Raw genomic sequence first — 20,036 nt, 5'->3', positions numbered from 1 at the left:
CAACCTGCGCCTGCATGGCGCGCTGGTGGCGGAGCCGTGCGTGATCCCGCCGGGGGAGGAGGAGATCACGCTGGATTTTGGCACCATTATCGACAAGTACCTGTATCTCAATACCCGCACGCCGGGGCAGAAGTTTGAAATTCACCTGGCCGAGTGCGATCTCAGCCTGGGCAAAACGGTGACGGTCACACTGCTGGGCAGCGAAAGCGCGGCGCTGCCCGGCCTGCTGGCCCCCGCCGGCGGCAGCCTGGCCAGGGGGATCGCCATCGGGCTGGAAACGCCGGCGGGTAAGGCGCTGCCGCTCAATCAGGCTGGTGATAAGCAGGGCCTGCAGGCCGGCGGCAATATTTTGGCGTTGCAGGCCTATGTGCGCGGCGAACCGCAGGCGCTGGAGCGAAAGACCATTGGGCGCGGGGCGTTCAGCGCGGTGGCGACCTTTAATCTGGCTTATGAGTAGGTGACGGATATGAAAATAGGAATAAAAATATTGGCGATATTTTTCGCCCTGTATTCATCGGCGGTGCTAGCTATTGCTTATGACATTAGAGTAATTGCTGGGGGTATGGGACCTGGGAGTAGTTATGCATTTGACACACTAAGTGTTCAATCATGGGACGTTAATGATAATTCACTTAACCCTATGTGGGAAGGAAATCCTAATAGTGGATGGCAAGCTACAAATGATAATTTGTCGTTTTTTTACAATGACTGGTATGAAACAGGCAGTTGGACGTCCTCTGGAGATTATATTGTTCCCGGGGCGAGAAAAGCAAAAACCATGGGGGAGCTAGGAAAGCTGTTTATTGCCCAGGGATATCTTGGTGAAATGCGTAGTTTTAGAAGGGACTCTCGTTGGCATAAACGTTCTTGTTATCAGTTGGGGTATTTTAAAAAAAACGGTACGGCGCGTTTAGATAGTAAGTGTTTCTCCTCAGAAGTTCCTCCAACCGTATGCTGGGTTGAGGAGCCCTACATCGAAATAAACCATGGTGTTCTGGCTCCGGCTGAAGTGAATGGTAATTCCGCTTATACTGATTTTCATGTTACATGTTCTGCAGGAATGTCGGTTGTTATTTCTTCGCAGGCAAGAATGAGCTCTGTGACTCTATATTCTGTCAATCGCAATTGGTTGCTCAGTGATCTTATGATTAATGACAATAAGTTGGGGGATGGTGTGCAGATCTCCGCCTCAACCTCACCAACCCGGCTACGACTTTCCTCAACCTTAAGTGGTTATGATACCCAGTCTGTGGGGGAGTTCTCCGGCAGCTTGCCCATTATTATTGCCGTGCCTTAAGCGTTGAATGTTGTTAGCTCAGGAGAATGAAGGAAAATCTGCAGATATTAATGCGGTTCATTAATGTGTGAATTTCGCTGAATGGCCGGCGAGTTTGTGGTGCAATTAAATGGTGGTGGCGATACAGGTGCTTTAATAATGGCGCTTTATTTTTTTATTAATTAGAGTCTGGTTGTGGCGGCGTGTTATATGCAGGCCAGAGCAAAGGAGCTTACTAATCATGATTAATATTGCCCTGTTGGGTAAGGATGCTTTTATTTCTCAGGGGCTGGTTTTCTTTTTAATTGAATATTTTCGCGGCAAGAATAAGCGGGTGGAATTTGTTAATCAAAGCTGCCTGGGCAGTGCCGACATTATTTTTTATGACGCCAGCCGGCCTATGGCCCGCCTGATTGGTGAGGCGTTGCATGCAGGCATGAAAGATTGCGTCATTTTTTCCCTGTGTGAGGGGAAAAACAGCCTGGCAACGTGGCGGCTGGGGCGGTTGCAGAAAACGCTGCCCAAGCGTGGCGATCTGCAGCAGCTGCGTTTTTATTTAGATGCGTTATGGCATGAGCGAGAAATATCCGGTTCGGACGGGGAGGCATTTTTCGAGGAGGGAGCACTGACGGTGCGGCAGCGGCAGATCATGCAGCTGCTCTCCAAAGGCGTCAGCCCGGCGGATATTTCAGTGCGTCTAAATATCAGCGTTAAAACCATCAGCTCGCACCGGGGCGCGGTCATGAAAAAATTCGGTTTTAACCGCAAGATTGAGCTCTACAACTGGCTTATTTTGCGCCGTAATGAACTGTAACGATAAAGGATTTACGGTGTTTTTGTTTCTCTTGGCGTTTTTTCTTTTTATTCTGAGTCTGTTCTCATTTTATCGGCATCTTAAGCTGGTTAACAAAAAAAGATTAGCCATACATGCCAGACAGAAGGTCTCCTGGTGGCAGAGGCTATTGGGTGATTGGTGCCCCGGATAACCGACGTGGGCGCTGAACGTGCATAAATAAATCCCCGTTGTGCAGGTGCCCGCCTCATCATCATCCACTGCGGTGGCGACTTTTCTTTCATCGCGTTGGGCGCAGAGGTTACACTGGCCGCTTGTTCGCAACTGACCGGGTTAATTCACCGCCGCGATGAGAGTGCCACGCCAGCTACAGCAACGCTTTGCCGCCTGCATCGCCATTATGGCGGTGCTGTTGCTGTTTGTGGCGCCGGTGGTGTCGAAATCGCTGATGCACCATCAGATGATGAGCGGCATGGCGCAGCCGGCAGCTACCATGCAGCATGAGATGCACGGAATGGTGATGCCCGCCGCCGAGCATGCCGGCCACCACGGCATGGATCCGGCAGAGATGATCTTCTGCGGCTATTGCGAGCTGCTGATTCACGTACCGCTGCTGCTGTGGGTATTCGTCCCGCTGCTGTGGCTGATGGCGCGTATTGCGCGCCTGCCTTGCGCGCCGCGCATCGTCCCCCCGCCCATTCGGCGTCTTGCTCTGCGGCCAAGTCCGCGCGGGCCGCCCGGCCAGCCGTTTTTCCTTATTGCTTGATCATGGGTCATGCCGTCCGTATCGCTGCGGACGGTTTGCCTGCGCACACAGTTTGAAAAACGAGAAAGGCCATGTCTTCAATAACCAAAACTCCACCTGCCGCATCGCCGCGTGGCGCGATGCTGAACCTGATCAGACGGCTGCATTTTTATATCGGCCTGCTGGTTGCTCCTTTTATTCTGGTCGCTGCACTGACCGGCACGCTGTATGTGCTGACCCCGCAGCTTGAAGAGGCGCTGTATCGCGATGCGCTGTCTACCGAGCCGCACGGGCAGGCGAGACCGCTGGCCGACCAAATCGCCGCCGCCCGCCGTGAAGCGGGTGACGAGGCGCGCATTTACGCCGTGCGCCCGGCGCCCGGTGCAACGGACACCACCCGTGTGCAGTTTGTCGGCGCCGATCTGGGCGCTTCCGAGTCGCGCGCACTGTTTGTCGATCCTTATACGCTGGCGATCAAGGGCGATATGACGGTGTACGGCACCTCCGGCGTGTTGCCGCTGCGCACCTGGCTGGACAAGCTGCACAGCAGCCTGTTGCTCGGCGATCTGGGCCGCAATTACAGCGAGCTGGCGGCCTCCTGGCTGTGGGTGGCCGCGCTGGGCGGCGTAGCGCTGTGGCTGACGACGCGGCCGAAGCGCAAGCTGAAGAAGCCGAAAGGGCGTTTCGCCGCCAGCCGCCATTGGCACATCACGCTGGGCGTGGCGCTGCTGGCCGGGCTGCTGTTCTTCTCGGCCACCGGGCTGACCTGGTCGCAGTGGGCCGGCGGCAACATCGATGCGCTACGGGCTAATCTGGGCTGGCTGACGCCGCAGGTCAACACCAGCCTGCAGGCCGATGCGTCTCAGACGCCGGCCGATCCGCACGCCGAGCACCGTGGAATGATGCCGGGCATGAAGATGCCCCCTGCCGCACAGGCCAATGCGCTGAACGGCGATTGGGATCGGGTGCTGCACGCCGCGCGCGCCGCTGGGATCGATGCTGCCAAGATAGAGCTGCGTCAGCCAAAGGGCGAGGGCAAAGCCTGGACGGTGACCGAAGTGGATCGCAGTTGGCCAACGCAGGTGGACAGCGTTGCTATTGCGCCGCAGAGTTTCGCCGTCGTCGACCAGGTGCGGTTCAGCACCTTCCCGTTGATCGCCAAGCTGACCCGCTGGGGCATCGACGCCCACATGGGGATCCTCTTCGGTTTGCCGAATCAGCTGCTGCTGGCGGCGTTCGGCCTTGGGCTGTGTCTGACGATCGTGCTGGGTTATCGGATGTGGTGGCTGCGTCGTCCTGCGGCGGGTGATCAACATCCGATGCATACGCTGTTGGCCGCCTGGTTGGCGCTTTCCCTGCCGGCGCGGGTAATCACGCTGTCGATCGCCGTAGCCTTGGGCTATTGTCTGCCGCTGATGGGCGTGAGCCTCGCGGCGCTATTGGCGGCGGACGTGTGGCGCTGGCGTGGCCAACGGCAGGGGCATGGCGAAGCAACGCCGGAAGCGGCCGCTCGGCGCGTAGAGGTGCGTAAGTTCCGCGCTGCGGTGGCGACGGTTGCGGTGGCGGTCGGCTGCGTGATGGGCAAGGCGATCCTCGGCGGCACCGTCGAGCAGTTTCAGCTGCCGATCGGTGCCTGGAGCGCACAGATGATCGTGATGCAGAGCCTGATGGTGTTGCTGTATACGCTGGTATTCACCTTGCTGCTTTCCATTCCGCTATGGTATTTCTTACTGGGGGAGAAAGAGGGGCGGTAAAGGGGGCGCCCGGTATGCGGTTTAGCCTGCCGGGCGCTGCGAATGCAAAACGGGCGGAACGCTGCCTTCACCCGGTCTGATGATTCATACTGTGGCGCGTCGGGATAATGTGATGCGCCTCTCATACTGGTTTTTGATAGAATTTCTTTCTTCTTATTCTTTTTTTATGGGATTTTTTTCTCTTTGATAGTCTTAATCCATGCAAATATTGTGACTTTTTTCTCTTGTTTCAAGGGTAAGATTTCGCACATTAAAACGATAACTCGCCTGCATTTTAGAATTATCCATCGTGCAGAAACTATTAAAAAAAACCTCTACCTACACAAGCGAGAACCTTATGGAAACGGCTTCAAATAATAGCGTGCTATTGGATGACACGTCGCCGGCGTTGCGGGCGAAGATGACGGAAAGTGAATGGCGTGAGGCAATTAAATTCGACAGCACTGATACCGGCTGGGTGATTATGAGTATCGGCATGGCGATTGGCGCCGGCATTGTTTTTTTACCGGTGCAGGTTGGATTGATGGGGCTGTGGGTATTTCTGCTCTCCTCTATTATCGGTTATCCGGCTATGTATTTATTCCAGCGTTTATTTATCAATACCCTCGCGGAATCGCCTGAGTGCAAAGACTATCCCAGCGTGATTAGCGGCTATCTGGGGAAAAACTGGGGAATCCTGCTCGGCGCACTCTATTTTGTCATGCTGGTGATCTGGATGTTCGTTTATTCCACCGCCATCACCAACGACAGCGCGTCTTATTTGCACACCTTCGGCGTGACGGAAGGGCTGTTGTCCGACAACCCTTTTTATGGCTTGGCGCTGATCTGCATTTTAGTGGCGATTTCATCGCGCGGGGAACAGTTGCTATTCAAGCTTTCAAGCCTGATGGTGCTGACCAAGCTGCTGGTTGTGGCGGCGCTCGGCGTGTCGATGATTGGCCTGTGGCATGTGCATAATATCGGCGCGCTGCCGCCGGCGGCGCTGCTGATTAAAAACGCCATTATTACGCTGCCGTTTACTCTGACTTCGATTCTGTTTATTCAGACGCTTAGCCCGATGGTCATTTCCTACCGCTCGCGTGAAAAATCGATTGAGGTTGCCCGCCATAAAGCGCTGCGCGCCATGAATATCGCCTTTGGCATTCTGTTTACCACCGTCTTTTTCTATGCCGTCTCTTTTACGCTGGCGATGGGGCATGATGAGGCGGTAAAAGCCTATGAACAGAACATTTCCGCCCTGGCGATCGCCGCTCAGTTCATTAGCGGTGACGGCGCCGCCTGGGTCAAAGTCGTCAGCGTGATCCTCAATATTTTCGCTGTGATGACCGCCTTTTTCGGTGTTTATTTGGGCTTTCGCGAAGCGACGCAGGGCATCGTGATGAATTTGCTGCGCCGCAAGCTGCCGCTGGAGAACATCAATGAAACCTATGTGCAGCGCGGCATTATGGTGTTCGCTATTCTGCTGGCCTGGAGCGCCATTGTGCTGAATGCGCCGGTGCTGAGCTTCACATCCATTTGCAGCCCGATCTTTGGCCTGGTGGGCTGCCTTATTCCTGCGTGGCTGGTCCATAAGGTGCCGGCGTTGCACAAATATAAAGGTGCATCGCTGGTGCTTATCATCGTGACCGGCTTGCTCCTGTGCGTCTCCCCGTTCCTGGCATTCTCCTGATAGAGCTAATACGGTATTAAGGTTGTCATTATGTTTAACCCTGAAAGTCTTTCATTATGGAAAAAATACATCCGCGTCGTGCAGGAGGAGGTGAAGCCTGCATTGGGATGTACCGAACCGGTTTCCCTGGCGCTGGCCAGCGCCACGGCGGCGGCTCATTTACCGGGGCCGGTGGATCGCATTGAAGCCTGGGTTTCGCCGAATTTGATGAAAAATGGCATGGGCGTGACGGTGCCTGGCACCGGCATGGTGGGATTGCCGATCGCCGCCGCGTTGGGGGCTATCGGCGGCGATGCCGACGGCGGTTTGGAAGTGCTCGAGAAGGCCTCTGCTACAGCCATAACGCAAGCGAAGCGGCTATTGGCGCAGGGGGCGGTGCGCGTCATGCTGCAGTCGCCTTGCGAAGATATCCTCTATTCCCGGGCGAAGGTTTACGCTGGCGATCAATGGGCCAGCGCCACCATCGTCGGCGGGCATACCCGCATCGTCAGTATCGAGCGGCAGGGCGAGACGCTCTATACGCTGAAGGCGCAGCCGCAGGGCGCCGAGCCGGCATGCCCGCTGCAGGTGCTGGCGCACACTTCGCTGCGTGAGATCGTGGATTTCATCGAGCGGGCGCCGTTCGCGGATATCCGTTTTATTCTCGATGCCGCGCGCCTCAACGGTGCGCTGTCGCAAGAAGGGCTGCGCAGCCAGTGGGGGCTGCACGTGGGTGCCACGTTGCAAAAACAGCGCGCACGCGGATTGATGACGAGCGATCTGGCCAGCGACATCGTGATCCGCACCAGCGCGGCGTCCGATGCGCGGATGGGCGGGGCGACGCTGCCCGCGATGAGCAACTCCGGCTCGGGCAATCAGGGGATCGCTGCCACCTTGCCGGTGATGGTGGTGGCGGAGCACTTCGCGGCCGATGAGGAACAGCTGGCGCGTGCGCTGATGCTGTCGCACCTGAGCGCCATTTATATTCACTATCGCCTGCCGCGCCTCTCCGCGCTGTGCGCCGCCACTACCGCCTCGATGGGGGCGGCCGCCGGGATGGCGTGGCTGGCGGATGGCCGGTACGACACCATCGCCAAGGCCATCGGCAGCATGATTGGCGATGTGAGCGGGATGATTTGCGATGGCGCTTCCAACAGCTGTGCGATGAAGGTTTCCACCAGCGCCTCGTCGGCGTGGAAGGCGGTGCTGATGGCGCTGGACGACACGGCGGTAACCGGCAACGAGGGGATTGTGGCGAATGATGTTGAGCAGTCGATCGCCAACCTTTGCGCGCTGGCCAGCCGATCGATGCAGCACACCGACAGGCAGATCATCGAGATTATGGCGAAAAAAGCTTCCTGAGCTTTCCCCGCTGCGGCGGGGTTTTTTGTTAAATCAGCCGATGTGCGTGCTGTTGCACGCTTTCCATGATGCTGTCCATCATCACCTGAACACGGTGCGGCAAAACGCCGCGCCGGCGGTAGATCAGATAGGCTTGCATATCGATGCAGCGCTCGCGCGCCAGGCAGGGCAGCAGCGTGCCGGCTTCCAGCTCAGCGGCCACGGAATAATACGGGGCGTAGACGATGCCCAATCCCTGTTTCGCCAGCTCGATCGCCGGCAGAATATTATCGCAGACGCTGGTGCCGTTGATTTCGATCTGCACCAACTCCCCCTGCGCATTGTAGCCGCTCCAGGTATTGCGGATGCCGCCCAGCATGCGCAAGGTAATGCAGCGATGCTGCGACAGCTCATTAAGTTCATTCAGCTCATTCAGCGGCGAGCGGGCGATGTAATCCGGCGCGGCGAACAGCCCGACGCGAAAACGGGTGAGCGGTCTGGCGATCAGGCTTTCGTTTTGTGGCTGGAAGAAGCTGATCAACAAATCGCAGTCGCTGTCGAACACCGCACCATACTTTTTTTCGCGTTCATCGGGATTGCGAGTCACCAGATCGACCGTCAACTCCGGTGCGGCATGCAGCAGCGGCGGCAGCAAATAGCTGGCCAGGAACGCGTGGATACCGATCGGCGCGCCGAGCGTGACCATGCCGCTCAGGCTGCGCTTATAGGTGCCGGACATATCGAGCAGATCGCTATGCTCGTCCAGCAGCAGTGCGGCGCGGCGCAAGAATTGCTCGCCGAACTCGGTCAGCGCCAGGGCGCGCGGGCTGCGCAGAAACAGTTCCAGACCCAGCCGGCGTTCCAGTGAGGTGAGCGCGCGCGACACGTTGGATTGCGGCATGTCCAACAGCTGCGCCGCTTTGCTGACGCTCGCCGTTTCGGCGATGACGCGGACGATCCTCAGTTCTTCTATGCGGAAGTCTTTCTGTTTCACTGGCCGGCTCTTATGAGTTTGTATATCAAAAATGATATACACCTTTGGCGGTATTGTCATATGACTTATCACGGGCGGGTGGGTATCATTCGATTTGATTATTTGCTATCCACATAAATAAAGAGAAATCCGTCAATGAAAGTAACAAGAACGGTGATTTTACCTGCGCTGTTATTATTGGCCGCGTGCTCGTCCGCCGTGACCGAAAAAGAAAAATACTCGACCTTTCTGACCAATTATAACGATATCAATAAAGGTCAATCCGCATCCGGCAAAGACGTTTTATATTGGAAAGATCAGAGCGTCGACTTTTCCCGTTATCAATATTTGGTTTATCAGCCGATGATCTATTTCCCACGGCCGAAACCTAGCGAAATGGTGAGCCAACGCGCGCTCGACAATATCCTGAATTACACCAACCAGCAGTTTAAACAGGCGATGGGCACCCACTTCACGCTGGTTGACATGCCGCGTGAGCATACGCTGATCTTCCGCGGCGCTATCACGGCGATCGACACGCAGAAGAAAGGGTTGCAGATCTATGAAGTCTTGCCGATCACCTTGCTGATTGCCGCCACGCAAAGCGTGACCGGCCATCGCACCATGGAAAGCGCAGTCTATATGGAAGGTGAGTTTATCGATGCGGCGACCAACCAGCCGGTGATTAAAGTGGTGCGCAAGGCCTCGGGCGAAAATCTCAATAATGAGAAAGCACAGCTGAAAGTCAGCGATGTGAAGAACGCTATCGATACTATCGCCAACGATATCAGACAATATAACACGCTATAAACATCGTTTATTTCCGCTAAGACCAACCAGGGCTTTACATGTTTCTAAACTATTTTGCTTTAGGCGTACTGATCGCGGTATTCCTGATTTTATTCTACGGCGTCATTATTATTCATGACATTCCCTATTTACTGGCGAAAAAGCGCCAGCATCCGCATCAGGATGCGATTCACGTCGCCGGTTGGGTCAGCCTGTTTACGCTGCACGCCATTTGGCCGCTGCTGTGGATTTGGGCGACGCTCTATCGTCCGGAACGCGGCTGGGGCATGAGTGAAAGCACGGAACCTTCAAAGGAACTGAAGGCGCGCATCGCGCTGCTCGAAGCCGAATTGCAACGCCTGCAGGAAAAGCCGACGGCGGTTCCCGGCCCCACGGTGAGTTGAGCGTAGCCTATGGATTTACTTATTATTCTCAGCTACGTGGCGCTGAGCTACGGCGTATTTAAGCTGTTCCGTATTTCGGTTAATAAATGGACCGTGCCGACTGCGGTGCTCGGCGGGATCGTTATCGTCGGCGCGCTGATTCTGACGATGAACTACAACCATCCGTACAGCGATCGGGCGCAGAAAATAGCCGTTTCTGTGCCGATGGTGCCGCAGGTCTCGGGCATGATCGTCGAGGTGACGGAGAAAACCAACGTGCAGCGGGCGAACGCGGAATACGAGCGTGCCCGTAAGGATTACCAGCGCTATGCGAAAGGGGCGGCCATGCCAGTCAACCCATTCTCGGAGCAGGACGTCAGCCATGCGCAGCAGCAGTACCAGGCGCAATCCGCTGCGCTGCAGGCGGCGAAAGCCCAGTTCCAACAGGAACAGGCGCGGTTGTCCGGGCGCTATGACGGCGAAGACGCCACGATAGCCAGCCTGAAATCGCAAATTGCCGAAGCGCGTTACAACCTGGAACAAACGGTGGTGCGTGCGCCGAGCGACGGTTATGTCACGCAGGTGCTGGCACGGCCGGGCACGGCGGCGGTTCGCCTGCCGTTCAAACCGGTGATGATCTTTATCCCGCAGCAAAAGCGCCAGGTGGTGGCGGTGTTCCGCCAGAACGCCATCCTGCGTTTGGCGCAGGGGGATCAGGCTGAGGTGGTTTTCAACGGCTTGCCGGGACAGGTTTATGGCGGCACCGTGAGCCGGGTGCTGCCGACGATACCGGACGGCAGCTACCAGGCCAGCGGCGCACTGCAGGGCCTGAGCGCCACGCCGGGTCGGGAAGGGGTGTATGTAATGATCGATCTGGCGGCTAACCCCGATCTGGCTCACTTGCCCGACGGCGTGAGCGCCCAGGCGGCGGTCTATACCGGGCACTTTGAGCACGTTTCCGTGATGCGTAAAGTGCTGCTGCGCATGACCAGCTGGCTGCATTACCTTTATCTGGACCATTAGCCAGCATCGGCCCGGGAGAGCCCAGGCCGTGGGGTTTCCCTCTGAATGTGACAAAAACAAAAAAGCCCGCAACCGAAGTTGTGGGCTTTTTCGCTATTATCGCCGGGTCTATCTGGTTCACTGGCGACGTATTTGGTGGAGCTGGCGGGAGTTGAACCCGCGTCCGAAATTACTACACCGTCGGCACTACATGCTTAGTCCAATCTTTACATTCGCCGGCCAGCTGCGGATGGACACGCTACTGACAGACTAGCCTGATTGAGTTTAACGCTTCAGCCCCAGGCAGGACATCCACGCGATCTCTTTTGGGTTTGACCTCTCTTGATCCCCGTCCTAAGAGCGGAGGCTAGGGAGAGAGGGCTCTAAGCAGGGTATTAAGCTGCTAAAGCGTAGTTTTCGTCGTTTGCGACTATTTTTTTGCGGCTTTTTACGAGGCCAACCGCCCCTCGGCATGCTCCTAGGGCTTCGCAAATCCCGTCGAATCCAGAATCAGCCCCAAGTAACTTTGTGCAGTATACCAGAAGTTTACCTCGATAAGCCAGCGGCTTAACGATTGGCGTGCTTCATGATACGGGCTTTCGCCGTCTGCCATTCGCGATCTTTAATGTCATCGCGTTTGTCGTGCTCTTTCTTGCCTTTGGCTACGCCGATCTTGATCTTGCTCCAGGCATTTTTCCAATACAGGGACAAGGCCACCACGGTGTAACCCTCGCGGTTGACGCGGCCGAGCAAGGTGTCCAGCTCGCGTCTGTTCAGCAGCAGTTTACGGGTACGTGTCGGATCGCACACCACATGCGACGAGGCCACGTTGAGCGGAGTGATGGTGGCGCCAAACAAATAGGCTTCACCGTCACGGAACGTCACGTAGCTGTCGCTGAGGTTGGCTTTGCCAGCACGCAGCGATTTAACTTCCCACCCTTGCAGCGACAGGCCAGCCTCGAACTCTTCTTCAATGAAGTATTCGAAACGCGCGCGCTTGTTTTGGGCAATGGTGGCGGAACCGGGTTTGTGTGCTTTTTTCTTTGTCATAGTGCGTTCATTATACTGGATGCTTCAGCGAAAGAAATCCTTTCCCGTTCAGCACCTGCGCAATTTTTCGCATTTTTGGTTCCCTCATCCCTTAGCAGATTTTTTGTTTGCCGCCAGATAAATGGTATTATCTGTACGTTTTATGTCTTACAGGAAATGATATGCCCCAGATCAGTCGGTCTGCATTAGTGCCGTTCAGCGCCGAGCAGATGTATCAGTTGGTTAACGATGTTCATTCTTATCCCGATTTTCTGCCAGGCTGCACCGGCAGCCGGGTGCTTAACGCTACCCCCAATGAAATGACCGCCGCGGTGGACGTCGCCAAGGCCGGTATCAGCAAAACCTTCACCACGCGCAATACGCTGTTGGATAACCAACGCATCAATATGCAGCTGGTCGATGGTCCGTTCCGCAAGCTGATGGGCGGTTGGCAGTTCACACCGCTGAGCGAAGAGGCCTGCAAGGTGGAGCTGCACCTGGACTTCGAGTTCACCAACAAACTGATCGAACTGGCGTTCGGCAAGGTATTTAAAGAGCTGGCGGGCAGCATGGTGCAGGCATTCACCCAGCGCGCGAAAGAGGTCTACAGTGTCTGACATTCAGGTCGAGGTGGTGTACGCCTTACCGGAGCGCCAGTACCTGCGCAAGGTGAAGCTGGCCGAGGGCAGCAGCGCCGAGCAGGCGATTGCGGCTTCGGGCCTGCTGGAGCTGCGTCAGGATATCGATCTCAAGAGCAACAAAATCGGTATCTACAGCCGCCCGGCCAAGCTGGGCGACACGCTAAACGACGGTGATCGGGTTGAGATCTACCGGCCGCTCATCGCCGATCCGAAAGAACTGCGCCGGCAACGGGCAGAAAAGGCAAAAAAATAAGGCGCTATGAGCGCCTTATTTTTTTATCTGAAACTGATTCTCTCTTCCGCGTTGCAGCCTGCGACTGTCATGAGGAACATCATGCCTCCTCATGGGCCGGAAGAGCGGGCGGCGCCGATTACTTGGTCAGTGCCGGTTTGTTCTGGATATCGGTCAACACGCCTGCGCTGTCGAAGGTCAGCGTCAGCGTTTGCTGGGTGATATCTTCATGGCCAGGCTGCTGGCGGAACACATAGAACCACGTCTGAGTCCCGAACGGGTCTTGCAGCATTGGGGTGCCCAATGTGTAAGCGACCTGTTGCTGGGTCATCCCTTTCTGGATTTTCGCCACGTCGGTCGACGTCAGGTAGTTCCCCTGGTTGATGTCAGGACGATAAACCACCTTTTCAAAAGTAGAACAGCCTGCAGTCAGCATCACAAGAACTACAGCGGCGGCAGTCAGCGTTTTACAGCGCATAGTAATCACATTCCTTTAGGGCATAGGATGCCGATGATAATAGACCTTGCGGCAGTTGGAAACCTTTATACCCTTCATCTTTCACGTTGCGACGCATTGGCTTTCCTTCAGCACCTCAAGCGCTTGGCCTGTTTCAGGCCGTTGAGATGGCTTCGGATCGCCGTCGCGGCGCACTTTAGATATTTCTCGGGCCAACAGCGTCACTGTCAGACCGCAGGAAAGTGAAAAAGTTGAGCTTTTTTATGCCGCCAGCAGTTCTTTGGCATTGGCCAGCGTATTGCGGGTGACTTCGCTGCCGCCGAGCAGGCGCGCCAGCTCTTGCAGCCGGGCGCGTTTATCCAGCGGCGCCATCTGGGTTTCGGTCACCGTGCCGTCGGTCTGCTTGCTGACGAACAGATGCTGATGCCCGCATCCGGCCACCTGCGGCAGGTGGGTGACGCACATCACCTGGGTGGATTCGCCGAGCTGGCGCAACAGGCGGCCGACGATGGCGGCGGTTGGGCCGCTGATGCCCACGTCCACTTCGTCGAAGATCAGCGCCGGGGTTTCCATCTTGCGGGCGGTGATCACCTGAATGGCCAGCGCGATGCGCGACAGCTCGCCGCCGGAGGCGACCTTCGCCAGCGGCTGCAGCGGCTGCCCCGGGTTGGTGGAGACGCAGAATTCGGTGCGGCTGGCCCCTTCGGCGCTCAGATGCTGCGGTTCGAAGCGCACGTCGATGTTGAACTTGCCGTGCGGCATGGAGAGCGCCTGCATGCTGTCGGTGATGAGCGCAGTCAGCTCGGCCGCGTAGTGCAGGCGTTTCTGGTGCAGCTCTTCCGCCAGCGCCAGCGCCTGCTGGTGATGCAGGGTAACCGCCTCGTTCAGATGTTCATGGTCGCTTTCCTGCTGCGATAGCTGCTGTTGTTCATCCAGCAACTGCTGATGCAGCTGCGGCAGCTCTTCCGGCGCGACCTGATGTTTGCGCGCCAGGCTAATTTGGCGCGACAGGCGTTGTTCCAGTTCGTGCAGGCGGTTGGGATCGAGATCCATGCGATCGGCGTAGTGGCGCAGTTCGTCGCTGGCTTCGCTGATCTGGATCGAGGCCTCTTCCAGCATGTCCAACAGGCCGCTGAGCTTGTCGTCCAGCCCGGCCAGCTCGATCAGCAGGTGTTTGGCGCTGTAGAGCTGGCTGAGCATGTTGTTTTCGTCGCTGTCGGCGAGCAGTTGCAGCGTCTGCTGGCTGAGGGTCAGCAGCTGGCCGCTGTTGGCCAGGCGCTTGTACTCGGCGTCGGTCTGTTCGAACTCGCCGGCCTGCGGCGCGAATTCGTTCAGCTCTTTCAATTGGTATTGCAGCAGCTGCTTGCGCGCTTCGCGCTCGATGGACTGCTGCTGGTGGTGCGCCAGCTCGCGGCAGCTCTGGTGCCAGCGTTGATAGGCCTGGCTCATCGCCGCCAGCAGGGCGGGTTCGTCGGCGTAGGCGTCGAGCAGCGCTTTTTGGTGCTCCGGCTTGAGCAGCAGCTGATGGGCGTGTTGACCGTGGATTTGGATCAGGCGTTGCCCCAGCTCGCGCAGCTGCGACAGCGGCACGGCGGTGCCGTTGATAAAGCCGCGCGAACGGCCGTCGGCGTTGATCACCCGGCGCAGCAGGCATTCGTTGCTGTCGTCCAGCTGGTTTTGCTCCAGCCACTCGCGCGCGGACGGGGTGTCCGCCAGCGAGAAGCGGGCGCAGATGTCGGCGCGGGCGGCTCCCAGGCGCACCACGTTGCCGTCGGCGCGGTTGCCGAGGCACAGCCCCAGCGCATCGATGGCGATGGATTTGCCGGCGCCGGTTTCACCGGTGATCGCCGTCATACCCGGTTGAAAATCGATTTCCAACTCACGAACGATAGCAAAGTTGCTGATGGTTAATTGCGCCAGCATGGGAACCTTCCTGTGTATAAACACATAACTGTAGTTTCATACAGTATAAACTGGTTTTATATACAGTAAAGTGGCCGGCGCAGATTTTAGAACAATTTTTTCGACCAGCCCAACTTGGTGCTTAACGTGTTGAAATAGCTGTAGTCCTTCGGATGGATCAGATTCAGGTGGAAATCGCTGCGGCGGATCAGCACTTCTTCGCCTTCCTGGATCGGCAGCGCGATCTGGCTGTCGCAGCTGATCTCCAGATCGCTGCCGATCTGCGAAAACTTCAACCGGATGGTGCTATCGCCGTTGATCACCAGCGGCCGGGCGGAGAGGGTGTGCGGGAACATCGGCACCAGTGCGATCGCTTCCAGCGACGGGGTGAGGATCGGCCCGCCGGCGGAGAGCGAGTAGGCGGTGGATCCGGTCGGGGTGGCGATGATCAGGCCGTCGGAACGCTGCGAGAAGGCGAAGCGATCGTCGATGTACACTTCGAATTCGATCATGTGCGCCACTTTGCCGGGGTGCAGCACCACTTCGTTGATGGCGGTGCTGATGCGGCACTGCTGGTGCTCTTTATGCACGATGGTTTCCAGCAGGAAACGCTGTTCGTCGATGTACTCGCCTTCCAGCACGTCCGCCAGCTGCTGCAGGGCGTTGTCGGGATCGAGATCGGTGAGGAAGCCGAGGTTGCCGCGGTTGACCCCGATCACCTTGATGTCGTAGCGCGCCAGCACGCGCGCGGCGCCGAGCATGTTGCCGTCGCCGCCGACCACCACCGCCAGATCGGCGCGCTGGCCAATATCCGCCAGGCTGCCGGTCACGGCGTCCTTCAGCCCCAAATCATGGGCGATTTGGCGTTCGACCATCACCGAATAGCCGCGGGCGACCAGCCAGTGGAACAGCATCTCGTGGGTTGCCAGCGCTGAAGGGTGACGCGGGTGGCCAACAATGCCAATACAGGCGAATTTTTTATTCATTTGTTGTGATTTTCCTCACCGGGACCCGTTTATGCCCCACATTGTGACCGGTTGACTTGAAACCCCGGTTTTGATCCCCATAATAAGCCAAGTTGCGAGATTAATGCTAAAACGCGGAGATATTCATGAGTAGTAAAGAACAGAAGACGCCAAACGAGCAAGTCTCGGAAGAAATGGAACAACACGCTCATCACGAGGATACGCTGCCGGAAGCGGCGGAAGGCGTCGATCTGCGCGATGCGCGTATCGCCGAACTGGAAGCCCAACTGGCGGAAGCGCAGCAGCACGAGCGCGACAGCCTGCTGCGCGCCAAAGCGGAAGCGGAAAACATCCGCCGCCGCGCCGAACTGGACGTCGAGAAAGCGCACAAGTTCGCCCTGGAGAAATTCTCCGGCGATCTGCTGCCGGTGATCGACAACCTGGAGCGCGCGCTGGATCTGGCGGATAAAAACAATCCGGAACTGGCCGCAATGATCGAAGGCATCGAGCTGACGCTGAAATCGCTGCTGGACGTGGTGCGCAAGTATGGCATCGAAATCGTCGGCGACGTCAACGTGCCGTTCAACCCGGAAGTGCATCAGGCGATGAGCATGATGGAATCCGCCGATCACCAGCCGAACCATGTGATGATGGTGATGCAGAAAGGCTACACGCTGAACGGCCGTCTGCTGCGCCCGGCGATGGTCGCGGTCTCCAAAGCCAAGGCGTAATCGCCCCGGCAACGGCATAAAAAAAGGCACCCGAGGGTGCCTTTTTTGTCTCTGGGCTACGCCTGCGGCAGACGCGGCATCCAGTCGATCGGCGTGAGGCCTTGCTGCTCCAGCAGCTGATTGGCCTGCGAGAAGTGGCGGCAGCCGAGGAAACCGCGGTGGGCGGAGAGCGGCGACGGATGCGGCGCTTTCAGCACGTGGTGGCGGTTGCGATCGATAAAGTTGCCTTTCTTCTGCGCGTGCGAGCCCCACAGCAGGAATACCACGCCTTCACGGTTCTCGTTCAGGGCGGCGATCACTTTATCGGTAAAGGTTTCCCAGCCCAGGTTGGCGTGCGAGTGCGCGCGGCCGCCTTCTACCGTCAGCACGGTGTTGAGCAGCAGCACTCCCTGCTCGGCCCAGCTTTGCAGATAGCCGTGATCCGGGCGTTCGAAGCCGGGAATGTCGGTCGCCAGCTCTTTATACATGTTCACCAGCGACGGCGGCGCCGGCACACCGGGGCGCACCGAGAAAGAGAGGCCGTGCGCCTGATTGGGGCCGTGGTAGGGATCCTGGCCGAGGATGACGACCTTGACGTCCGCCAGCTCGGTATAGCGGAAAGCGTTGAACACGTCCTTCTGCGGTGGATAAATGGTCTTACCGGCCTGGCGCTCAGCGGCAACAAAGGCGAGCGTTTCAACAAAATAGGGCTGCTCTTTCTCTTTGCCGATCACGTCATGCCAGGTGAGGGAGGTGGCCATAAACGCTCTCCTTTGTTTTCTTTAGCAATTCATAGGCTATAGCTTACCGTGTCGGCACGCGCAGTGAAACCCGCTTTTCGTTTCTCGCCGTCGCGCGCAATGCAATTATTTTTGAAAATTTACAAAAATAATTGGTTTTTGGCGCGGAGGGAAAATTGATATAAAACATAAATTTGCCCCTTCTCACGTTGTGCCTACCCGGTAAAAATTGACTTTAATCAAAGAACTGGCCCGGTCAGGCTGGTATACAGAACAACAAGACAACAATGGTTTTACCAAATGGCCGAAACCAGAATTGGGTTTTCTCACGACGTGAATTTTTACGCCCTTGTACGGAGGCAACATAATGATTACCGGTATTCAAATTACCAAAGCGAACGACCAGGCGCTGGTGAATTCTTTCTGGCTGCTGGACGATGAAAAAGCGGAAGCTCGCTGCGTGTGCGCCAAGGCTAACTACGCGGAAGATCAGGTTGTCGCAGTCAGCGACCTGGGCCAGATCGAATACCGTGAAGTGCCGCTGGAAATGCAGCCGACCGTGCGCGTAGAAGGTGGCCAGCACCTGAACGTCAACGTGCTGCGCCGTGAAACCCTGGAAGACGCGGTCAAGCATCCGGAAAAATACCCGCAGCTGACCATCCGCGTGTCCGGCTATGCGGTGCGCTTCAACTCTCTGACGCCGGAACAGCAGCGCGACGTTATCGCCCGCACCTTTACCGAAAGCCTGTAATTGGCGGCGCAATCGTAGTAATAAGGGAGCTTCGGCTCCCTTTTTGCGTTTGGCGGCCGAAAACCGAACGTGGATCACAATTTGCACAAAGTTAAGCATTCCTGATACAGAACTCATCCGACCTGCCGATAGCTAAGTCAGTACCTATTCAGGTGCTCAATAAAAAGTCTATCGACAAGGAGTCGGCATGAGTATGCCTTTAAGTTTTACCTCTGCAGTATCTCCGGTGGCCGCGATCCCTACACCTCGCGCCACCGCCGAGACGGCACCGGCGGCGCAGCCCGCAGCCGCGCCGGCAAGTCCCGCGCCGGTGGCCACTCCCTCTCAGAACACGCTCAATGCGCAGAATCTGTTGAATACGTTGGTCGGCGATCTCTCCGCAGCGGCGCCGACGGCGGCGGCAGCGCCGGGCGTGACCCGGGGGCAGCAATCGCAAGAGGGCGATTATGCGTTGGCGCTGTTGGCCAAGGACGTTTACTCGCTGAACGGCCAGGGCGCCGCCGGGTTCAACCGCCTGAGCGACAGCGCACTGCTCGGTTTCGGCATCGATCCCGCCAGCCTGCACGACGCGGGCAGCGGTTTCCAGGCCGGGATCTACAGCAACGACAAGCAGTTTGTATTGGCGTTTGCCGGCACCAACGACTGGCGCGACTGGCTGAGCAACGTGCGGCAGGCGACGGGCTATGACGATGTGCAGTACAATCAGGCGGTTGCCGCCGCCAAAAGCGCCAAGGCGGCCTTTGGCGATGCGCTGGTGATCGCCGGCCATTCGCTCGGCGGCGGTCTGGCGGCTACGGCGGCGCTGGCGACCGGCACTACGGCGGTCACCTTCAACGCGGCCGGCGTGTCGGATTACACCCTGAATCGTCTGGGCATCGATCCGGCGGCGGCGAAGAAAGATGCCGAAGCCGGTGGCATTCGCCGTTACAGTGAACAATATGACATGCTGACCAGCACTCAGGAATCAACCTCGCTGATCCCGGACGCCATCGGCCACAACATCACCCTGGCCAACAACGATACCCTGACCGGCATCGATGACTGGCGGCCGAGCAAGCACCTGGATCGCAGCCTGACGGCGCACGGCATCGACAAGGTGATAAGCTCGATGGTGGAACAAAAGCCGTGGGAGGCCAAGGCCAATGCCTGAAGGGCGTCGCTTGCGGCGGGCGCTGGCGATAGCCTTACTGGCGCTGGTCGCGGTGACCGGTTTACTGATGATGGCTAAGGAGCAACAGATGGGGCAGGAGATTTCGCCGTTTGACGGCCGCAGCAATCTGGCGCTGGCTCAGGCGGTGGCACGCGGCGATACGCAGGGCATCCATGCGCAGGCGACGCAGGATCGTTTGCGCGAGCGGGGCGATCGGCAGGTCACGCTGTTGCAGTGGGCGGTGCTTTCGCAGCAGCCGGGCAGCGTGCAGACGTTGCTGGATCTCGGCGCCGACGCGGCGGCTGCGGGGCTGGACGGCAACAGCGCGCTGCACACCGCGGCGATGCTGCAAGACCCGCAGTACCTGCGGTTGCTGTTGACCCAAGGGGGGCAGGTGAACGTGCGCAATGCCGTGACCGGCGCTACGCCGCTGGCGGCGGCGGTATTGGCCGGGCGTGAGGAGCAGCTGCGGCTGCTGCTGGCGGCCGGAGCGGACACTACCTTGAGCGATCGGTTGGGGGATACGCCGCTGCATCTGGCGGCGAAGATCAACGCGCCACACCTGGCGCTGCTGCTGTTGCAGGCCGGGGCCGATGCCCGGGCGCGCAACCAGCAGGGCGTCGCGTTCCAGTTTTACTTCTCGCAAACGCCGGCGCATTTGCAGAATGACGAGCTGAAGGCGCAGTTCCGCGAGCTGGACAAATGGCTGCAGGGGCATCGTCTTTCCACGCACTACACGCAGCAGTAAACGCCCA

The 20,036-nt window shown here is 57.6% G+C and carries 22 protein-coding genes and 1 other RNA gene; 16 read left to right on the top strand and 7 right to left on the bottom strand.

Features of this window, described 5'->3' with window-relative positions; genetic code table 11:
• The 7 genes from AAIE04_RS20275 to AAIE04_RS20245 all read left to right on the top strand — a co-directional run.
• Positions 1 to 457 (top strand): fimbrial protein (locus AAIE04_RS20275; protein WP_498577599.1); only part of this gene is annotated, 457 nt, incomplete at its 5' end.
• Between the two features lie 9 nt (positions 458 to 466).
• Positions 467 to 1,297 carry an MrpH family fimbial adhesin gene (locus AAIE04_RS20270; RefSeq protein WP_498577598.1) on the top strand — a complete coding sequence of 277 codons (831 nt, stop codon included), beginning with the start codon at positions 467 to 469 and terminating at the stop codon, positions 1,295 to 1,297.
• A 220-nt stretch (positions 1,298 to 1,517) separates the two neighbouring features.
• The gene (locus AAIE04_RS20265) at positions 1,518 to 2,090 is read left to right on the top strand and encodes a helix-turn-helix domain-containing protein (RefSeq protein WP_498577597.1); all 573 of its coding nucleotides are present in this window, start codon (positions 1,518 to 1,520) and stop codon (positions 2,088 to 2,090) included.
• Positions 2,091 to 2,418: 328 nt separating this feature from the next.
• Positions 2,419 to 2,835, top strand: coding sequence for a DUF2946 domain-containing protein (locus tag AAIE04_RS20260; RefSeq protein WP_498057104.1), 417 nt, complete (start codon positions 2,419 to 2,421; stop codon positions 2,833 to 2,835).
• A gap of 71 nt (positions 2,836 to 2,906) precedes the next feature.
• The gene (locus tag AAIE04_RS20255; protein WP_498577596.1) at positions 2,907 to 4,568 is read left to right on the top strand and encodes a DUF2534 family protein; all 1,662 of its coding nucleotides are present in this window, start codon (positions 2,907 to 2,909) and stop codon (positions 4,566 to 4,568) included.
• 337 nt (positions 4,569 to 4,905) lie between these two features.
• Positions 4,906 to 6,237: an SLC5/6 family protein gene (locus AAIE04_RS20250; protein ID WP_154747681.1), complete on the top strand. Its 1,332-nt coding sequence runs from the start codon at positions 4,906 to 4,908 to the stop codon at positions 6,235 to 6,237.
• Positions 6,238 to 6,267: 30 nt separating this feature from the next.
• Positions 6,268 to 7,578 (top strand): L-cysteine desulfidase family protein, encoded by a 1,311-nt coding sequence (locus tag AAIE04_RS20245; RefSeq protein ID WP_498577595.1) that lies wholly within the window; start codon positions 6,268 to 6,270, stop codon positions 7,576 to 7,578.
• Between the two features lie 28 nt (positions 7,579 to 7,606).
• On the opposite strand, the gene AAIE04_RS20240 is transcribed toward AAIE04_RS20245, so the two are convergent.
• Positions 7,607 to 8,551 carry a LysR family transcriptional regulator gene (locus AAIE04_RS20240; RefSeq protein WP_498577594.1) on the bottom strand — a complete coding sequence of 315 codons (945 nt, stop codon included), beginning with the start codon at positions 8,549 to 8,551 and terminating at the stop codon, positions 7,607 to 7,609.
• 135 nt (positions 8,552 to 8,686) lie between these two features.
• On the opposite strand from AAIE04_RS20240, the gene AAIE04_RS20235 reads away from it, so the two are divergent.
• The 3 genes from AAIE04_RS20235 to AAIE04_RS20225 are packed head-to-tail and all read left to right on the top strand — an operon-like array spanning position 8,687 to position 10,725.
• Entirely contained in the window at positions 8,687 to 9,340 is a 654-nt protein-coding gene (locus AAIE04_RS20235; protein ID WP_498577593.1) for a DUF3313 domain-containing protein, read from the top strand.
• A gap of 38 nt (positions 9,341 to 9,378) precedes the next feature.
• On the top strand, positions 9,379 to 9,723 hold the full coding sequence (locus AAIE04_RS20230) for a DUF3302 domain-containing protein (RefSeq protein WP_498577592.1): 345 nt from the start codon (positions 9,379 to 9,381) through the stop codon (positions 9,721 to 9,723).
• 9 nt (positions 9,724 to 9,732) lie between these two features.
• Positions 9,733 to 10,725: an HlyD family secretion protein gene (locus AAIE04_RS20225; RefSeq protein ID WP_498577591.1), complete on the top strand. Its 993-nt coding sequence runs from the start codon at positions 9,733 to 9,735 to the stop codon at positions 10,723 to 10,725.
• Between the two features lie 133 nt (positions 10,726 to 10,858).
• On the opposite strand, the gene ssrA is transcribed toward AAIE04_RS20225, so the two are convergent.
• Both ssrA and smpB read right to left on the bottom strand, forming a co-directional pair.
• Positions 10,859 to 11,222, bottom strand: a transfer-messenger RNA (tmRNA) gene (gene ssrA, locus AAIE04_RS20220).
• Positions 11,223 to 11,271: 49 nt separating this feature from the next.
• The gene (gene smpB, locus AAIE04_RS20215) at positions 11,272 to 11,754 is read right to left on the bottom strand and encodes an SsrA-binding protein SmpB (RefSeq protein ID WP_004929094.1); all 483 of its coding nucleotides are present in this window, start codon (positions 11,752 to 11,754) and stop codon (positions 11,272 to 11,274) included.
• A gap of 161 nt (positions 11,755 to 11,915) precedes the next feature.
• Between smpB and AAIE04_RS20210 the strand changes: the two genes are divergently transcribed.
• Together AAIE04_RS20210 and AAIE04_RS20205 are read left to right on the top strand one after the other, a co-directional pair.
• The gene (locus AAIE04_RS20210) at positions 11,916 to 12,350 is read left to right on the top strand and encodes a type II toxin-antitoxin system RatA family toxin (protein WP_025159544.1); all 435 of its coding nucleotides are present in this window, start codon (positions 11,916 to 11,918) and stop codon (positions 12,348 to 12,350) included.
• On the top strand, positions 12,343 to 12,627 hold the full coding sequence (locus AAIE04_RS20205; protein WP_498577590.1) for an RnfH family protein: 285 nt from the start codon (positions 12,343 to 12,345) through the stop codon (positions 12,625 to 12,627). The genes AAIE04_RS20210 and AAIE04_RS20205 overlap by 8 nt, the downstream gene beginning before the upstream one ends.
• A gap of 118 nt (positions 12,628 to 12,745) precedes the next feature.
• On the opposite strand, the gene bamE is transcribed toward AAIE04_RS20205, so the two are convergent.
• The 3 genes from bamE to nadK all read right to left on the bottom strand — a co-directional run bounded on the left by bamE (position 12,746) and on the right by nadK (position 15,951).
• Entirely contained in the window at positions 12,746 to 13,084 is a 339-nt protein-coding gene (gene bamE, locus AAIE04_RS20200) for an outer membrane protein assembly factor BamE (RefSeq protein ID WP_004929101.1), read from the bottom strand.
• Between the two features lie 240 nt (positions 13,085 to 13,324).
• Positions 13,325 to 14,986 (bottom strand): DNA repair protein RecN, encoded by a 1,662-nt coding sequence (gene recN / locus AAIE04_RS20195; protein WP_074055568.1) that lies wholly within the window; start codon positions 14,984 to 14,986, stop codon positions 13,325 to 13,327.
• A gap of 86 nt (positions 14,987 to 15,072) precedes the next feature.
• On the bottom strand, positions 15,073 to 15,951 hold the full coding sequence (gene nadK / locus AAIE04_RS20190; protein WP_019452304.1) for an NAD(+) kinase: 879 nt from the start codon (positions 15,949 to 15,951) through the stop codon (positions 15,073 to 15,075).
• Positions 15,952 to 16,076: 125 nt separating this feature from the next.
• Here nadK and grpE point away from each other — a divergent pair, with 125 nt between their 5' ends.
• On the top strand, positions 16,077 to 16,661 hold the full coding sequence (grpE, locus tag AAIE04_RS20185; RefSeq protein WP_025159545.1) for a nucleotide exchange factor GrpE: 585 nt from the start codon (positions 16,077 to 16,079) through the stop codon (positions 16,659 to 16,661).
• Positions 16,662 to 16,717: 56 nt separating this feature from the next.
• Here grpE and ung read toward each other — a convergent pair whose 3' ends face one another.
• Positions 16,718 to 17,401, bottom strand: a complete 684-nt coding sequence (gene ung / locus AAIE04_RS20180) for a uracil-DNA glycosylase (RefSeq protein ID WP_033635636.1) — start codon at positions 17,399 to 17,401, stop codon at positions 16,718 to 16,720.
• A gap of 346 nt (positions 17,402 to 17,747) precedes the next feature.
• On the opposite strand from ung, the gene grcA reads away from it, so the two are divergent.
• The 3 genes from grcA (at position 17,748) to AAIE04_RS20165 (ending at position 20,029) form a co-directional block, all read left to right on the top strand.
• On the top strand, positions 17,748 to 18,131 hold the full coding sequence (gene grcA, locus AAIE04_RS20175) for an autonomous glycyl radical cofactor GrcA (RefSeq protein ID WP_004929114.1): 384 nt from the start codon (positions 17,748 to 17,750) through the stop codon (positions 18,129 to 18,131).
• A gap of 187 nt (positions 18,132 to 18,318) precedes the next feature.
• Complete coding sequence (locus tag AAIE04_RS20170; RefSeq protein WP_498577589.1) at positions 18,319 to 19,281, top strand: Tle-like phospholipase domain-containing protein; 963 nt, start codon at positions 18,319 to 18,321, stop codon at positions 19,279 to 19,281.
• The gene (locus AAIE04_RS20165) at positions 19,274 to 20,029 is read left to right on the top strand and encodes an ankyrin repeat domain-containing protein (RefSeq protein WP_498577588.1); all 756 of its coding nucleotides are present in this window, start codon (positions 19,274 to 19,276) and stop codon (positions 20,027 to 20,029) included. The genes AAIE04_RS20170 and AAIE04_RS20165 overlap by 8 nt, the downstream gene beginning before the upstream one ends.
• Positions 20,030 to 20,036 lie beyond the last annotated feature (7 nt).

The organism is Serratia sp. Ae19-1 (assembly GCF_059801225.1).
This window is presented reverse-complemented; position numbering and strand designations above follow the sequence as displayed.